Origin of the sequence: Brevundimonas balnearis (assembly GCF_042434805.1) — a bacterium.
Classification (GTDB): Bacteria; Pseudomonadota; Alphaproteobacteria; order Caulobacterales; family Caulobacteraceae; genus Brevundimonas; species Brevundimonas balnearis.
The window spans coordinates 21,070-37,304 of the sequence record NZ_JBHLSW010000002.1 but is presented as its reverse complement, the minus strand read 5'-3'; the positions used below and the strand labels follow the sequence as shown (position 1 = coordinate 37,304).

Annotated in this window: 10 protein-coding genes; 3 read left to right on the top strand and 7 right to left on the bottom strand. The window is 68.5% G+C overall.

Going from position 1 to position 16,235, the window contains the following annotated elements; translation table 11 throughout:
- Positions 1-52 precede the first annotated feature (52 nt).
- Both ACFFGE_RS00860 and ACFFGE_RS00855 read left to right on the top strand, forming a co-directional pair.
- Positions 53-2,317, top strand: a complete 2,265-nt coding sequence (locus tag ACFFGE_RS00860; protein ID WP_376833373.1) for a glycosyltransferase family 2 protein — start codon at positions 53-55, stop codon at positions 2,315-2,317.
- A gap of 74 nt (positions 2,318-2,391) precedes the next feature.
- The gene (locus tag ACFFGE_RS00855; RefSeq protein WP_376833371.1) at positions 2,392-4,500 is read left to right on the top strand and encodes a glycosyltransferase; all 2,109 of its coding nucleotides are present in this window, start codon (positions 2,392-2,394) and stop codon (positions 4,498-4,500) included.
- A 6-nt stretch (positions 4,501-4,506) separates the two neighbouring features.
- On the opposite strand, the gene ACFFGE_RS00850 is transcribed toward ACFFGE_RS00855, so the two are convergent.
- From ACFFGE_RS00850 to ACFFGE_RS00835, 4 genes are all read right to left on the bottom strand, one after another.
- Positions 4,507-5,109 carry a hypothetical protein gene (locus tag ACFFGE_RS00850; RefSeq protein WP_376833369.1) on the bottom strand — a complete coding sequence of 201 codons (603 nt, stop codon included), beginning with the start codon at positions 5,107-5,109 and terminating at the stop codon, positions 4,507-4,509.
- 177 nt (positions 5,110-5,286) lie between these two features.
- The gene (locus ACFFGE_RS00845; protein WP_376833367.1) at positions 5,287-6,432 is read right to left on the bottom strand and encodes a polysaccharide biosynthesis/export family protein; all 1,146 of its coding nucleotides are present in this window, start codon (positions 6,430-6,432) and stop codon (positions 5,287-5,289) included.
- A 74-nt stretch (positions 6,433-6,506) separates the two neighbouring features.
- A complete protein-coding gene (locus ACFFGE_RS00840) occupies positions 6,507-7,214 on the bottom strand; it encodes a hypothetical protein (protein WP_376833365.1) in 708 nt (235 codons plus the stop codon).
- A gap of 72 nt (positions 7,215-7,286) precedes the next feature.
- The gene (locus ACFFGE_RS00835) at positions 7,287-8,327 is read right to left on the bottom strand and encodes a methyltransferase domain-containing protein (RefSeq protein ID WP_376833363.1); all 1,041 of its coding nucleotides are present in this window, start codon (positions 8,325-8,327) and stop codon (positions 7,287-7,289) included.
- A gap of 154 nt (positions 8,328-8,481) precedes the next feature.
- Here ACFFGE_RS00835 and ACFFGE_RS00830 point away from each other — a divergent pair, with 154 nt between their 5' ends.
- The gene (locus tag ACFFGE_RS00830; RefSeq protein ID WP_376833361.1) at positions 8,482-10,431 is read left to right on the top strand and encodes a GSCFA domain-containing protein; all 1,950 of its coding nucleotides are present in this window, start codon (positions 8,482-8,484) and stop codon (positions 10,429-10,431) included.
- Positions 10,432-10,468: 37 nt separating this feature from the next.
- Here ACFFGE_RS00830 and ACFFGE_RS00825 read toward each other — a convergent pair whose 3' ends face one another.
- The 3 genes from ACFFGE_RS00825 to ACFFGE_RS00815 are packed head-to-tail and all read right to left on the bottom strand — an operon-like array spanning position 10,469 to position 16,220.
- Positions 10,469-11,539 (bottom strand): NAD-dependent epimerase/dehydratase family protein, encoded by a 1,071-nt coding sequence (locus tag ACFFGE_RS00825; RefSeq protein WP_376833359.1) that lies wholly within the window; start codon positions 11,537-11,539, stop codon positions 10,469-10,471.
- The gene (locus ACFFGE_RS00820) at positions 11,536-13,695 is read right to left on the bottom strand and encodes a glycosyltransferase family protein (RefSeq protein WP_376833357.1); all 2,160 of its coding nucleotides are present in this window, start codon (positions 13,693-13,695) and stop codon (positions 11,536-11,538) included. Before ACFFGE_RS00820 ends, ACFFGE_RS00825 begins: the two co-directional genes overlap by 4 nt.
- A 2-nt stretch (positions 13,696-13,697) precedes the next feature.
- Positions 13,698-16,220 carry a glycosyltransferase family protein gene (locus ACFFGE_RS00815; RefSeq protein ID WP_376833355.1) on the bottom strand — a complete coding sequence of 841 codons (2,523 nt, stop codon included), beginning with the start codon at positions 16,218-16,220 and terminating at the stop codon, positions 13,698-13,700.
- Between the last annotated feature and the right edge of the window lie 15 nt (positions 16,221-16,235).

Here is a 16,235-nt window from a genome sequence, read left to right as displayed (position 1 = left end):
CGCCGCCGAGGCCTATGCCCGATACCTCCGGCGGAGACCCGGCGACGGGGCCGTGCGTATCCAGATGGGCCACGCGCTGAAGGAAGCGGGCCGCTTCGAAGCCGCTGAGCGGGCGTACGAGGAGGCGGCGTGGGCGTTCCGCGACGGCGCCGAATTCGCCCTTGAGATGGCGCGCCTTGATCTGGTCCGGGGGCGACCGGCGGTCGCGGCCGGGCGGTTGGCGCACGCGATCAGGGAAAGCGGCGACGCCGCCTGCGCGGCGCAGCTCTTTTCGCCGCCGCTGGTCGAACGCGCCGCCGAGGCGATCAGAGACGCCTTTCCGCCCGAGACAGGCCCGGCCGGCCGCATCGAAGCGGTGTCGTTCGGCCGCGTCCACGGCTGGGTCGACGCCAACGCCTGCGAGATCACGCTCATCGAAGCCAACGGGCGCGCGATGACGGTGGCGGCGGACCGGCCCCGTCCCGATCTCGAAGCGCTCGGTTTCTCGGCGCTGGGCTTCGAAATCGACCTCGACGATGTCTTCGGCGAGGCGGCCTCGACCGTCGATATCCGGACCCGTCTCGGGCGGCTGATCGGTTCGCCGGTCGCCGCGGCGCCCCCGGCCGATGTCTCCGCATGGCTGTCTCGCGCCAAGCCCTCGGCCGGAGCGCGGACGCGCGAGGACCCGATGGTCTCGATCCTCGTGCCGGTGCATGATCCCGAGCCGCAATGGCTCGAGACGCTCGTGGCCTCCGTGCTCGCCCAGAGCTACGGGGACTGGGAGCTCTTGCTGGTCGACGACCGCTCGGGTTCGCGCGAGGTCGTGGAAAGCCTGGCCAGGTCGGAGCGCCTCGACCTCCGCATCCGGAGTCTCCGCAATACCCAGGAGCCGGGAAACGCCGGTGCGCTCAACACCGGCGTCGCGGCCGCTCGCGGCGAGTGGATCGCCTTTCTGGACCATGACGACGCCCTGGAGCCGGAGGCCCTGGAGGTCGCCCTGAGCGGCGCCCAGGGGCGGGTGGACCTGGTGTATACGGACGAATTGCTCACACGCGACGATATCCGCTCTGTCCGCGCGATCGCCGCGCGCGGCGGATTCTCCTATGAACATTATCTTTGCCACCCCTACTTCGTCCATCTCGTGATGGCGCGTGCGGAGCTGGTCAGGGCCGTCGGGGGACTTGACGCCCGGGCGCCCGCTTCGGCCGACGTCGACCTCAACCTGCGCCTGCTCGAACGGGCGCGTGATGTGGCCCATGTGGGATTCCCGGCCTATCGATGGCGGACACATCGCGGCAGCCTGGGCCACGCCTCCCAGGCCCTCGTCAGCGACGCCACGCGACAGGCGCTCGATCGACATCTTGCAAGACGTGGCGAGGGCGGAGTCGCGCGGCGAGGCGAGGCCTTCAACACCTTTCGCATCGACTGGCCCGACCCCGGCGGCCGGGTGCTGGTGATCATCCCCACGAGGGACCGGGCGGACCTCCTGAGGACATGTGTGGACTCGCTTCGCCGCACCTGTCCGGAGGACGCGATCGATCTTGTGATCATCAACCACATGTCCCGAGAGCCGGAAACGATCGAGCTACTCGACAGCCTCCGTCCGAACGCGCGGGTCGTCGATTGGATGGGTCCGTTCAACTACGCGGCGATGAACAATCTGGCGGTGAAGAGCTGTCAAGACCCGGCTCCCTACCTGCTGTTTCTGAACAACGACGTCGAAGCGCTGGAGCCGGGTTGGCTGGAACGCCTGCGCTCGTTGGTGGCCCGCGACGGCGTCGCGGCCGTCGGGGCCATGCTGACCTATCCGGACGGGCGCGTTCAGCACGCCGGAGTCGCCGTCGGACTCGGCGACCTGGCCGAGCACATGTTCAAGTTCGAGAGCTTCAAGCTGAACGGCGAGAGAAACCCGGGCCCCGGATGCGCCCTACTCGCGACCCGTGACGTGTCGGCCGTTACAGGGGCCTGCATGATGGTTCGCCGCGACGCGTTCGAAGCGGTCGGCGGATTTGACGAGACCTTCGCCGTGGGTTTCAACGACACCGATCTGTGCCTGCGCCTGCGCCGCGCCGGCCATCGTGTGCTGACGGATCCGCACGCCGTTCTCATGCACCACGAGTCGCTGACCCGCCGAAGCGGCGGAGACATGGTTCACCGCGCCGACACCGAACGCTTCAGGCGCGTATGGGGCCGCGAGATCGAGGCGGGCGACCCGTTCCTGAGCCCCTTGAGGAGCCGAAATCCGGCTGACGACGGATGGCCGGGCCTCCTGGCGCCGCCCAGGGTCACCGTGCTCGCCGCGCCCGGTCCAGGGCCGGCCACGGGGCACGTCAGATGACGGCGAGGCTCAGGCGATTCCTTCGGGAGCTGCGCAAACCGCGGCTGCCCTCCGAAGCCCAGTATCGCAGGGCCGTGGATGTGAGGGCCCGCGAGGCCCTGACCCGCGGCAACACCGCGCGCGACGCGGGCCGGCATCAGGAGGCGGCCGAGCACTTCGCGGTCTTCTGTCGGCTCAAGCCGGAGCGAACCGACATCCAGCTGCAGCTCGGGAACATGTGGCTTGAGACCGCCCGGTTCGAAGAGGCGGCCCTGATCTATCGGCACGTCCTGGCTCAGACGCCGACATTCGACGCATGGCTCCAGCTGGGCCGGGCCCTGCTCGGACTCGGGCTGGTCGAGCAGGCGGTGGCCGCCCTTCAGGAGGCCTGGCGATTGAAGCCGGGCGACCCGGCGGTGCGCGCCGCCGTCATCGCCGTCGGAGCGGGCGCGCTGCTGAGGGAGGACGGGGCGGACCCGAGCCACGCCTTCGAGACCTGGCGCCTCGGCGCGCGGCTGAAAGACCTGCAGGATCGCCTCAGCGAGCTCGACTCAGGGCCGGTCGGACAGCGCTCCGATTATGACGCCTATCGCCACCGGCTTGTCGCACCGGAGCCGCCACGTTCAGGGCCCTGGCCTCCGCTGGAGGTGTTGATCGATGCGGTCGGCGCTTCCCCCTATGCGCTTCAGGAGACGCTGCAAAGCGTCCGCGAACAGGTTCCCGAGCCGCTGGCCATCCACCTGTTCGCCGACGACGCCCTTCGCACCCACCCGGTCGCGACCCTCGCCGCATCGACGCCGCGTCTCAGCTTCGCTCCGCCCGTCCTCAACGCCGCGACCTCGGAAGCGCATGCGCTGCTCTGCGTGGGGGCCGGGGTCGTACTGGAAGCGGGAGCGGTCGGCTGGCTGGTCCATGCCATGCGCGATGGTGTCGAGGTGGTCTATGCCGATGCGGATCGCTCGGTGATCGACCAGCAGGGTCGGGTCGCCCACTTCGACCCGCGCTTCTGGCCCTGTGCGGACCCGCTGGATATGGAGACCTCGCCGACCGCCCCGGACCTGCTGCTGGTCCGAGGTGGGGCCGCGACCGATCTGGTCACGCGGCTCGTCCAGGGCCTGGACGGCGGCGAAGCGCGTCGAGGGGTGGCGCTCGCCGCCTTGAAAGACGGGCGCGCCGTCAATGTGCCGCTCCTGCTGAGCTCCGTCCGCGGGCTCCCGATCGGGGCCGACCAGGCCCGGCCCGACGAACCCGTCCGCACTCCGCCCGCAAGAGGCGACGGCCGCGTCGGGAAGGGGCGGGGCCGCATCCGTGTGATCATCCCGACCCGAGATCACGGTCGCATGACGCGAACGGCGGTGGAGGCCTTGCTCGGCCGAGCCCGCGAGCGCGCTCGCCTAAGCATCGTCGTCATCGACAACGGATCAACGTCCAGCGACACGCTCGATGAGCTTCGCGCGCTGGCCGAACTGGGCGTCGAGGTGAAGCGCATCGACGAGCCCTTCAACTGGGGGCGTCTCAACAACCTGGCCGTGGAGGGCGTCGACGACGGGCGCCTGATCTTCGCCAATGACGACACGGAGATGCTCACGCCCGGCTGGGACGAGCTTATTCTGGACGTCCTCTCGAAACCCGGGGTCGGCGCCGCGGGCGTGAGGTTGCTATATCCCGACCACACGCTGCAGCACGCAGGCGTGCTTCTCGGCTTCGGCGCCACGGAGGTCCTGCACGAAGGCCTCCGTGCCCCGGCGGAAGCCTCGGGGCCTGACGGGCGCTGGAAGCGCACCCGGTGCGCGGCGGCGGTCACGGGCGCCTTCCTGGCGACCACCAGCCGGGTCTTCCACGACCTGGGCGGATTCAACACGCGAGACTTCGCGATCGGCTACAGCGACATCGACTTCTGTCTGCGCGTCCGGTCCGCGGGCGGGCTGGTGGCCTATGTCGGAGAGGTGGAGGCCATCCATCACGAGTCGAAGACGCGTGGGCTGAACCACACATTGTCGAGAGCCGCCTTCGATCAGAGCGAGCTGCTGGCCTTCCGGCGACTTTGGGACGGAGCGGTTTCGGACGACCCGTCGCTGAATCCGCACATCGCAAGAACCGACGCGCATCTCGAGAGCCTGAGACCCGTCAATATCGACATGGTGGAGCGGCACCTTGAGAGGGTCGCCTCGTCGTCGCCGTGGCGACCTCGTGCTTCGATCTGACGACGGTCAGCCGCCCGAACCGATCCTGCGCAGGATGGTGGGGATGGTTTCCGTCAACCCCAGGGATCGCTTGACCCGCACGGCGACGCCGCGGGGGTCGAGGTCGGGCCGCGTCTTGCGTATCGCCTCGGCTTCAGCCCGCCACCTGCCCCACGCCCAGCGATACTGTTCCGACGCGCTGCTCAGAAACAAGCGGTCTTCCACATCAACCCGGTCCAGCGGCAGAAGGCGCTGCCCGGTCACCCTCGCCAGCGTGTTCACCGCGAAGACCAGATGCATGCCCGATTCCGCAGCTTCCGCGCGGCGCGGATCCCAGTCGCCGGACCCGTCTTCAAGTTGCGCCTGGAGCCGCTCGGCGAGCTCGAGAACGGCCGAGGCCGCCAGCACCGGCCGACGGCCGCGCGCCAAGTCCCGCGCGACGTCCGACAGACGGCCGTAGGTGAAGCCCGCTTCCGGCGGGTTCTCGAGCAGGAGCGCCCACTTCTCCTCGGGAGACAGTCGCTGCGCCAGGTGCGTCCACACGCCGTCGTGCTTGCGGTAGGTTCCTTCGTCCGTCGGCAGACCGGCCCGCCTGAGCACGTCGAGGGCTTCCGCGCGCATCTTGTCCACGACGACCGCCAGGGGCTCGACCGCGACGGCCTCAGGGTCATCGTTCAGCGGTTCCGGCTCCTCGGCCGGGCCCGCCGTCGGCGGTGACCCCTCTGACGTCAGCGGGGCGGTCTCCGCTCGCGGAGCCCCCGGCCCGCGACCAGACCCGCCGAAGAGCTGTCTGAACACCCCGCTCGCCTAGTCCTCGCCCAGCGCGCTGGCCACGCGCACATCGTAGACGATGCGTGTCAGGGCCTGGACCGTCTCGAAGAATTTGCGCATCTCGGCGAAGTCCGCGCGCGGCACATAGATCACGTCCTCGGACTGAACCAGGAAGTTGTTCGCCGTGAAGAAGCCTTCCGGATCGGCCAGGTTCAGGCGGTAGACGACGGGAACGCCGCGCGGGGTTCCCGGCGCCGAGACCCCCAGGCGGGCGGCGACCTCGGGCCTTTCAAATCGGAAAACGAGGACGGACCGCGCGTTGGCGGCGGCGTCGTTCAGCCCGCCGAGGCTGCTCAGCGCGCTCGTCAAGCTGACGTCGCCCGTCGGCATCTCCGTCAGCGTGATGGCGCCCAGCGCTCCGAAACTGCTGAACCGCCGGGGCTGGGAGACGAGGTTCACCAGATCGCCGCGTTCGAGGCGGATATTCTCGATGTCGTTCGCATAGACCGCCATGAGCGGCGCCGACGCCGAGCGACCTCGGCGGGTCACGGTGACGGTGATGTTTTCGGCCGGGCCGGACGCACCGCCGGCGTTCGCGATGACGTCGAGCAGGAGCGGCGCGTTCGGGCTGAGCGGAACCCGCCCCGGCGACGCGACCGACCCCAGCACCGTGACGCCGTTGGACGGCGACTCCGGCGCGGCGACGATCACCTGAGGACTGACGAGCCGACCGGTCAGGGCGCGACGAATCTGCTGCTCGGCTTGCTGTGGCGTCATTCCTGCCACGCGGACCGGCCCGGCGAATGCGATCGTGACGGTGCCGTCACGGTTCACGATCAATGGAGGAAGCGCCTGGGTCGCGACGGCCGGTGCGCCGGCCGCGCCGGCGGCCCCGCCTCCGAACACGGCGCCGCCAGGCTCGAAGATGGAGACCGACAGGGTGTCGCCGATCTCGATCACGTCCGTGGGGGCCTCGCTCGACATCAGCGCCAGGCTCGAGAACGCGGCGGGCGGCGAGGTGCGGATCACTTCACTGGCGGCGTAGTCCAGCTCGACGATGTCGAAGGTGCTCGCCTCGGCCGCCGCCGTCTCGATCGCGCGATTGGTGGGGCCGTCCCTCGGCAGCGTCGAGCATGCGCCGACGGCGGCGATCGCCAAGCTGAGACCAACGGTTCGAATCATGCGGCCCTTCAAACTCTCAAGCGCGACGCTCATAGCGCTCGCCGCAATGACGCGCCAGCGCGCCCGGCCCCAAACTACGCGGCGATGCCCCTTCTGGAGGCTTCGTAAAGCGCGCGCTCGGCCGTCCAGAGATCACCGTAGTCGCAGTCCCGCCATTCGTCGAACCACGGGCCGCCGTTGGTGTAGTGGATCGCCGCCGGCGCCCGATCGGCCGTCGGATACTCGCCCACAAGATAGTTCCACTCCCGATCCAGCTCGCCGATGTCGGCGTCGTCCTCGATCCACTCGAAGCGATGCAGCTGGGCGGGCGTCGCCGAGTTCACGTAGGCCGGCGTCAGTTTCCTGACGTCCGGGTGGCCGCCGTTGAACACCATGAAGGACGACCAGTTCTTGCGCGGGTAGGTCGTTTGCGCCTTCCCGTCCATCTTCACGGCATGATGGGGTTCATACACGTGCTTGACGACGTGGATCGCCTTCCCGGGCGCGAGGGAGTCGATCAGCTCGTGGATGTCGCGCGTGAACAGAAAGTCGCAATCGACGAACACCGACGGCCCCTCTGTCGCCGCGAGGTACGGCGTGAGGAAACGCGTCAGAGAGAACTCGGTCGAGGCGGTGGCGTCGAGGCCCCTCGAATACAGGCCGAGCTCGCGGACAACGGGTTGCCGCAGGGGGATGACCTGAACCGGCCGGCTCGCGTGACGCTCCAGCGAATGCCGGCAAACCTGCCAAGCGATGTCTTCGCGGGAGTCATATCCGACGATCACCTTCAGGGGCGCGTCCATCTGATCACCTCCACCTCTCTTCACATGCAACTCTCTATCAAATGATCGGTTCAGTCGCCAGCCGGCCGGCCGTCAAGCCTCGAGAATCACATGGAAGTCCTTGTGATTGGGCGTGTGCTGCAGGCTGAAGGCGCTGAAGCCCAGGTTTTCGACGGCCCAGCGCATCACGTCGGCCATGTTGCGATTGTTGTAGAAGTGGACGTGGATCGACGCGCCGTCGGCCTGAAGGCGCAGGCCGTAGCCCACGTCGCCGCGCAACGCGCCATAGCGGCGGTAGTGGGCTTCGGTCACGTCGAACCCGCCGCGTTCATCCTCAAGGAGCAGCTCCGCCAGGGGGGTCGGCTGCGCGCCGTAGTCCTTCGAGCCGTCGAGGTCGGGCACCACCATGACGATGCGCCCGCCGGGCCGCAGCCGGTCCCGCCACAGCCGCAGATGGCCCAGGGGGTTCGCCAGATGCTCGAACACATGGCTCGAGAAGATGAAGTCGAGGTCGCGCAGCTCGGCCGGCAGGGCGTGCGCCTCACCGGTGACGTAGTGCGGAAGGAGATGGTCCTGAAACGCGTGCTTGTAGTTGGCGCCGTACAGGCGGACCCAGTCCGCCGGGGCCATCTGCTCGACATAGCGCACGTCGACCCCCGGGCCCGGAAGGACCTGAGGCTTGGGGCCCGGTCCGAGCTCGACGCCCCGCCCGGTGCAGAGGGCGAGCAGTTCCGAGCGATCGAGCGTCCGGTGCGCGCCGACGAATACGTCTCCGCCCTTCGCCGTCACGGCCAGGTCCAAGTCCCCGGCGACCGGCATGAGGGGCCAGGGCAGTCGGACCGGTCGAAGCTCGTCAGCCGCGTCCAGGCTCACCTGACCGACGACGGCGTCCTGCTTCAGGAAGGAAACCTCGAGGCGCGCGCCCGGCGTGTCCGAACGCATCCGCCACCCGATCTCTTCCGCCCGGTGCCGGAACGGATTGAAGCGCGTCGCCCCCCGGATCCGAAACCCCGCGCCGTCCGGCAACGTCAGGCCGCGCCAGGACGCCTCCGGCGACCGATGCCCGGCGGGAGAGACCCCTTCGTCCAGTTCGAGGTCCCTGACGCCCTTCACGGCGAGAAAATGGAGGTTCAACTGGATCTCCCGAACAGACAGTGGGCTTTTTCGGACCGCGACATCGAGCCGACAGGATAGGGGGCGGAGACGATTGCGATAGTCCGCCACCCACCTTGATCACTCCCTACCATCCCTCCATGCTGTCGCCATAGGCAACGAGTAGCGGTATGCGATGACGTCCGAGCAGAACGACCTGGTGGTGATCGGCAACTGCCAGTCACGCCTCATCGCGGATTGCCTCGCGGCGATGCATCCGGGGCTCCGGATCGCGGCCGGCTTCTCTCGCGACATCCGCGAGGGCGCCGTCGATATCGACACCCTGGTGGGGTCGTCGCGGGTCGTCGCGGTCCAGACCGCGATGCGCCGGAAAGTGGCGGAAACGGTTCAGAAGCTCGGAGCGTCCTGCGAGGTGCTTGAGCTCCCGACGCTGTTCTTCACCGGCTACCACCCCGACTTCATCTACGCGCAGCATGGCGCCGACTTCGTCAAGTCGCCGCTCGGCAACTGCAACTCGGCGATTGTTCTGGCCGGAATGAAGGCCGGTGCGTCGGCTGGCGACATCGTCGCGATGTTCAACGCGGACACCTTCCGCACGTTGGGGTATCTCGACAACCTCGGCGTGGCCGAGTCGATGCTGATCGCCGAGAGCGAAGAGCTGGGCTGGGATCTGGAAGAGGAGGTGCTGGCCTGGCGCAAGTTCGGCTGCTCGTTCCACACGCCCAACCATCCCAAGACGATCGTCGCGGCGACGTTCGCGCGGCTGATTACGGACCGACTGTCGTGGACTCCGCGGACCCGCCACCCCGAGTTCCTCATTCCGGACACGCTGGCGAGCAACGTCGTCTGGCCGGTCTATCCCGAGATCGGCGACGCCATCGGCGTGCCGGGCGAGTATGTCTTCAAGCCCTCGGCCGGGGGACGGCAGGCCGGTCGCCCGCTGGAAACCCTGGATCTCGAGGCCTTCGTGGCGTTGAGCCTGGAGGGTTACGCGTCGCTCGATCCCGCCGGAATCGTCGCCGCACGTCTGGACGACGAGCGACTGAGCGGCCTTTTCTCGGCGCCCGCGAAACGCTCCGCCTCGTCCTCCCGGGCGCGACAACCCTACAAGGGGTTGCCGAACAATCGCTTCTGGAACCGCGTGGTCGCAGGCGTGCCGCCCCGCGACCTCGACCCGGTCGAGAAGCCCCGCACGAAGCTCCGTAGGCAGACGAAGATCGCAACCGCGGGCAGCTGCTTCGCGCAGCACATCGCCAAGGCGCTCCAGGAGAGCGGCTTCACCTATTTCGTCGCCGAGGACGGCGCGCACCTGCCCCGCGACGAGCGCATCGAGCGCCAGTACGGGGTGTTCTCCGCGCGATACGCGAACATCTATACGGCCGAACAGTTGCGACAGCTCCTCGAGGAGGCCGAGGGTCGCCGCAAGCCCGTCGAGACGGCGTGGCTTCGTCCCGATGGACGTTGGGTGGATCCGTTCCGCCCCCAGGTGGAGCCGGACGGCTACGACAGCCCCGAAGCCGTCGCGGCCGAACGCGCGACCCATCTGGGTCACGTGCGGCGGCTCATCCGGGAGCTCGAGGTCTTCGTCTTCACGCTGGGCCTGACCGAAGCCTGGGTCGACAAGCGCGACGGCAGCGTCTTTCCGGTCGCGCCGGGCGTCGCGGCGGGCGAGATGGACGACGAGAAGTACGGCTTCAGGAACTTCACCTTCGAAGAGAACGTCGAGAGCCTGTCCGCCGCGCTGGACATCCTGCACTCGGTCAATCCCCAGGCCAGGGTCATGTTCACGGTCTCGCCGGTGCCTCTGGCCGCCACCTATGAGCCCCGACACGTGCTCGTTTCGACGACCGCGAGCAAATCGATCCTTCGGGCCGTCGCCGATCATTTCGAACGCACCCGGAACGTGGAGTATTTTCCGTCCTACGAGATCATCACCGGCTCCTACAACCGGGGCGCCTATTTCGCCGACGACCTTCGCTCCGTGACTCCGGACGGCGTCAAGCACGTCATGTCGGTGTTCCTGAAGCACCATACTTCTTCGAGAGCCGCGACCTCGATGTCTCGCGAACTGGAACAGGCCAAGGGCGTCATCTGTGAAGAGGAGCTGCTGTCCTCGGCCGGTTGATCGACCCGGGCCGTCCGATGCAGGGCGTCGAGCGACGTCAGCTCGGTGGATGATCGCGCGACCAGGCGATCAACCCGGCCAAGCCCTCTTCGAAGGAGACCGAGGCCGTCCAGCCCAGCAGCCGCTCGGCCTTTCGGACGTCGGCGACCGCGTGGCGAATGTCGCCGGCCCTGAACGCACCCGTGACACGCGGCGCCTGAGACACCTCGAACGCCGAGGATATCGCGCGCGCGGCGTCGAGGATCGCGGTGGTCCGCCCCGCGCCGATGTTGATGACTTCCCCTGACGCCGACGGAGTCAGGGCCGCGGCGAGGACCGCGCGCACCACATCGTCGACATGAACGAAGTCGCGATGGATTTCACCGTCCTCATAGACGTTCAGACCGAGCCCCCGCATCGACTGTTCGCAGAAGATCGACAGGACGCCCGTGTAGGGGTTCCGCAGGGATTGTCCGGCTCCGTAGACGTTCTGGAACCTGAGAATGACGTGGTCCCAGGGCGCCGGCGTCTGCTGGAGAAGATACTCCTGCATCAGCTTGGTCGAGCCATAGACGGACCCCGGCCGGACCTCGGCCGTCTCGGGCGTCGGCATGGCCCGGAGCGCCGCTCCGTTCGCGCCGCGCACCGCGAAGTCGCCCGCGGCCATGGCGGTCGAGGCGCGCGGCGGCGGCGTGACGATCCGGCCGTCCTCCTCGTAGGCGCCCTCGCCATAGACGGCGCGCGTGCCCGCCAGGACCACGCGACGCGCCGGCGAGGCCGACGCCCGCAGCGCCTCGATCAGCCGCGCCGTCCCCCCGACGTTGACGTCGGCATAGCGCACCGGCTCGTCGGCGGACTGGCCGGTGCCGGTCTCGGCGGCGAGATGCAGGACGATCGTGGGCTGAAAGTCGGCGACGACCCGCGTCAGCGCAGCCGCGTCGCGCACGTCACCCCGGACAAGCGGAAAGTCGAAGTCCGACGGCTCGACTTCGCCATGTACCTGCGCGAGCAGATTGTCGAAGGCCATCGCCTCGGCGCCCTGCCGCAGCACCGACTTCATGACGCGGGAGCCGATGAAGCCCGCCCCGCCCGTGACGAGTACGCGCTCTCCGTTGAAATTCTGGGTCATGCGCGGGTCTTCGCCTCGTCAATGGCTTGGTGGAGGATATCGGCGACCTGGCCGGCGAGACGATCCATGCTGTAGATGTCGGCCAGCTTGGCGCGCGCCCGGGTGATCAGCGCTTCCCCCTCGGCGGCGTCGGACAACAGGTGTTCCACGGCCTGGCTCCATTCGGCCGTGTCCCCGGCCAGGAGGCCGGCGCCGTCGGCGCAGGCGTCGGCGTACACCTTGGATCTGGACGCGACGGTCGGAATGCCGCTGACCGTGTATTCGACCCACTTCGTATCGGCCTTGCACGTGTTGAAGGGCGTATCCCGGACAGGAGCGAGCCCCGCCCACCAGCCGAGTCCCGAAAGCCGCGCCAGGAAGGCGTCGTAGTCTGCCGTGGGCGGATGCGAGCGAACGCGATCTCCGAACCGGTCCAAAGCGGCGGGCGGCGCGAGCGAACCCATGATCTCGAAGCGCCATTCGGGATGACGGTCGAGCACCGCCGCGATGGCGGGTGCGATCATGTCCAGGTCCGCCGCATGGCTTCCGGTGCCCATGTAGCCGAACGTGGGCGTCGCGGTGCGTTTCGGACCGGTCAGGGCGCCGTCGTGCGCGCGATAGACGGTCCCGGCGACGACCTTGGCCCCGCCGCCGTATTCACGCAGTCGTTCCGCGAGCGCCGGAGTCGACGCATAGACGAGATCCGCCCGGTCGAGGCCGTCGCGAAGCGCGGCCAGTCGCTTCGGATCGCAGTAATCCACGACGCGGGTCTTGGCGATCTCCGGCGGGACCGACAGCAGGTCGTCGTCCAGGTGGACGATGACGGCGGCCCCTCTGGCGCGGGCCTGGTCGATCCATTGCGGCGCCGTCGACGCCGTCAGCCGGGACAGGATGACGACATCGGGAGCGGCCGCGTCCAGGGTTCGGTCGATCCTCGCCGCGTCGTCGGCCACGTGATGCCGCCGAAGATGCAGCGACCAGCCGTCGAGCGCCCCCCCATGAGCGAAGGGCGCGGAGAAACTGATCGTCTGTGTCGCGGTGATGTTGTCCGCGACCACGAGCGCGGATCGCGCCCTGACCGCCACCTCCTCGCGCGCCTCCTCCTTCAATCCACGCCGGATCAGGCTGACGAACCTTCGCCGAATCTCCGCGGGGTCGGTCAGGATTCCCGTTCGGCGCAGAAACGCGTCCTGCGCCGCCAGAAGCTCCGCGCGCTGCTCCAGCGCCCGTTCCCTGAACGCCAGCATGTCGCCGGGCAGGCTGACCAGCGGAAGCCCCGCATAGTGGCCGACGTCCATGTCGCCGTGAGGGTCCCGCCAAACCGCCGTGGGCACGCCCGCCGCGATCAGGTCGATGACCACCGACGAGGGCGGCGAGAAGGCATAGGCGAAGCGAGCAAGCGGAAGGCGATAGATCGGATCGGCGATCTTCACCGCGTTCGGCGCGGCCGCCATGTCGAAGACGCGCTTGCTCGCGGGATGCGGACGCAGGCCGACCTTCAGACCCTGGGTGTCCAGCGCCGAGGCGAAGCCGTTGAAGGCCACCATGAAGGCGTCGCGAGAGGCCTCGCCGGTCCCGAAGCGGACCGAATGAAGGTTCTCGCAGATCAGGCCCTCGACGTCGTAGTCGACCTTCCAGGCCTCGGCGGCCTGGGGCAGCAGGGAGGTCGGGCCGGTGCAGATGACCTTTCCGGCCTCGCCCGAGGCCAGGGAGGTGCAGCGCTCGGCGGGAAACCAGCCGGCCAGGACGTCGGCGGCGGAGGCGACGGTCCTGCCGAACGCGGTGTCGTGCCGCGCGTTATGCAGGAAGCCGATGCACTCAAAGCCGTGCTGGACGGTCACCTTCAGATAGCGGCCTGGCGCCGCCCTGAAGGCGGCATGGGTTTCACGGTGCGCGTTGAGAGCCGACTCGCTGCCCGCGAACACGATGCCGTCGCCCTCCGCCATCCGCGCCGCGATCTCGAACGGAGTGTCGAACTCCCGCACCGCGCCTCTGACGCTCTCGGCCAGATCGTCGATCTCGCGCAGCCAGGCCCCGGTCTTGTCGCGCTTCAGGAAGGCCGAGCTGACCATCAGCAGCTTGCGCGATCGCGTCACCTCCGCGGACAGCCGGACCAGGGGGCGCAGGACGGCCACATCCTGCAACAAATTGAAGAGGAAGAAGATATTCTTCTGCATGATCAGGCGACCGCCGCCACTGACGCCCGTCCGCCGCCGGCGGCCCGCGAGTCCGCGAGGTCCCGCGCCATCTGGAAGACGTCGAGCACCTGCGCCTTCAGAGCCCGAGGCCCGTAGTCGGCGACCAACCGCGCCTGGGCGGCGGCCACCCGGTCCAGACGCAGATCGTCGTCGCGCACCAGCGCGTCCAGCCTCGCAAACCAATCGTCCAGCGAGGTCGCGAGGTCCCCGGCCCCGTCGGCGCAGCAGTCATCGTAGACCGTGCCCGCCGATGCCACCACCGCCGCGCCGGCCGCCGTATACTCCACCCATTTCGTGTTGGCCTTCAGCCGGTTGAAGGGCAGCGGCGCGAGGGGACAGATGCCGATGTCCCATCGCCGATCCGCCAGCGCCTGGAGGAAGCTGGCGTAATCCCTCACCGGTTCGACCATCGACACCCGCTCTCCGAAGGCAGCCAGTTCATCGGGCCTGGGGATCGAACCGAACAGCTCGAAGCGAAGGTCGGGGTGGGTCTCCAGCAGCTTGACGATCACCGGCAGCACCATCCGAAGATCGTGCTCGTGGTCGAAACCCATGTAGCCGAAACGCTTCTCGGCCGTCGGGCTGGGCGCCCTCAGGGGTTCGGCGGCGCAGTAGATCGCGCCTGATATCATCGGGGTGGTCACCCCGAGTTCCTGGAAGCGGCGCCGGAGCGGGGCCGTCGAGCAGTAGACCAGGTCGCACCCGTCCAGGAGCGTGCGCACCGCGCCGGTGCGGTCCGGGTGATTATGGGCCCTGAACTTGCGCTCGCCGATCTCGGGCGGAACGTTCAGCAGGTCATCGTCCATGTGCATGACGGTCGCGGACCCGAGCCTTCGGGCCAGCCGGAGCATGTCGGCGGCGTGCGGGCCGCTGTAGCGGCTGAAGACGAGGACGTCGGGCCGGAACCGGGTGATGCGGTCGGTCACCGTCGCCAGGGAACGGTCCGTGGGCCTGCCCTTCTGCAGGAGCGGGGCGATATCCAGCTCGGTGAGCACATCCACCGACACGGCCCCCGAGGCGATTTCGGCGGCCAGCGGCTTCAGGAACGACAGCTGAAGCGTGGGCGTCACGCCGTTGGCGACCAACATGTAGCGAGGGGGGGGCGCCTCATAGACGGCCAGACCAGACGCGAGCACGAACGGGTCCGTGTCGGTCACGAAGACGGGAGAACCCGGAAACAGGCGACGGGCGAGCGCGGCGGTGGCGGCTATCTTGGCCTGATACACGGCGACCGCCGCGAAGCCGGGCGTCACAGGCCGGGTCAGGGCGGGGTCGACGTCGAGGGCCACGGGATAGGCCTTCTGACCGACCCCGTTGTTCCTGAGAAACGGCTTGAACTCCGGCGAAAGCGCCTCGGCGGCCTCAGGCGTCAGACGGGCCAGGCCGTCAACCGACCCGCCGTCGTCCCGACGCGGATCGACGTCATGCCCCTTGCCGCCCACGGTGACCGGGCTCGCGAGGGTCAGGCCGCCCAGGCTCTTGACGAATGCCTGCGCGTCGAGGCTGGGACGCCGGCCGCTGATGATCACCGGCGCTCCCCACGCGGAGGAAACGGGGACGCGGCGGGGCGCGGCCATCACTCCGGCCAGGAATTGTCGCAGCCTCGCGGCCTCGAACGCCGGATCGCCATGACGTCCCATGAGGTCGACCAGATCCACGACGGTGTCCGGCCGGAGCCGCAACGCGCCTTGGCTCAGGTCGGACGCGAGGACGTCGGCGTCCCGATAGATCAGGGGCCCGAACGCCGCGTAGAGATCGTGGCCCAGCGACAGCACCTGGCACCCGGCCGTCAACGCCGTGACGGCGCGATTGAGCGACTTCGCCTGACTGAAGGCCTGGGCGTTCACCGGCAGGACGACGGCCAGGGCCTCGCGCAACAGGGCGGCTTCGGCCTCTTCGGACCACTCTTCGAGCCGGTAAGGGATCCCCAGCCCGCCGAGCGCCTCCAACTCATTCACGCCGAAGGCGTCGAGGCTGGTCATGATGCGCAGGACCGGCCGCCCCGCCCTGGCGAAAGACCCGAGCCCCCGCCCGAAGGCGACGACGTCGCGAAGACCGACGGGGAAGTTCCGGTTCCGCCCCTGCCCGAACCAAGCCAGCGAGATCTCGCCTGTTCGGTTGAAGTGGTCGAGCTTCGTCGCAAGGGTCGTCCGCAGCGCCGGCCCGTCGAGTTCTTCGAACGGGTCGTTCAGGGTGTGGATCGGCTTCGCCGGCCAGTACCCCCCGATGACCTCCGCCATGCGCGAGGTCGAACAAAGCGCGAAGTCCGAGTACTCGCCGATCTGGGCGATCCATGATCTCAGACGGGCGAAACGGACGTCGTCGGCCTGACTGAAATAATCGTCAAAGAAATCGACCCCTACATGTTTCCCGCGATGCGAAAGCCAACGCGCCGCGATGACCCCTCTGACGTCGTTGCACTTGCTGAGGATGTAGCAGTCGGCTTCGGGCGTCGCGACGTCAGACAGCTGATCGAGCGTGATGATCTCGAACTGGTGCCCCATCGCCGCGAGTATTCG

What these genes read in the sequence shown, in the direction of transcription:
- ACFFGE_RS00845 (WP_376833367.1), bottom strand. Translation starts at nt 6,432, where the DNA reads ATGATTCGAACCGTTGGTCTCAGCTTGGCGATCGCCGCCGTCGGCGCA.
- ACFFGE_RS00840 (WP_376833365.1), bottom strand. Translation starts at nt 7,214, where the DNA reads ATGGACGCGCCCCTGAAGGTGATCGTCGGATATGACTCCCGCGAAGAC.
- ACFFGE_RS00830 (WP_376833361.1), top strand. Translation starts at nt 8,482, where the DNA reads ATGACGTCCGAGCAGAACGACCTGGTGGTGATCGGCAACTGCCAGTCA.
- ACFFGE_RS00825 (WP_376833359.1), bottom strand. Translation starts at nt 11,539, where the DNA reads ATGACCCAGAATTTCAACGGAGAGCGCGTACTCGTCACGGGCGGGGCG.
- ACFFGE_RS00820 (WP_376833357.1), bottom strand. Translation starts at nt 13,695, where the DNA reads ATGCAGAAGAATATCTTCTTCCTCTTCAATTTGTTGCAGGATGTGGCC.
- ACFFGE_RS00815 (WP_376833355.1), bottom strand. Translation starts at nt 16,220, where the DNA reads ATGGGGCACCAGTTCGAGATCATCACGCTCGATCAGCTGTCTGACGTC.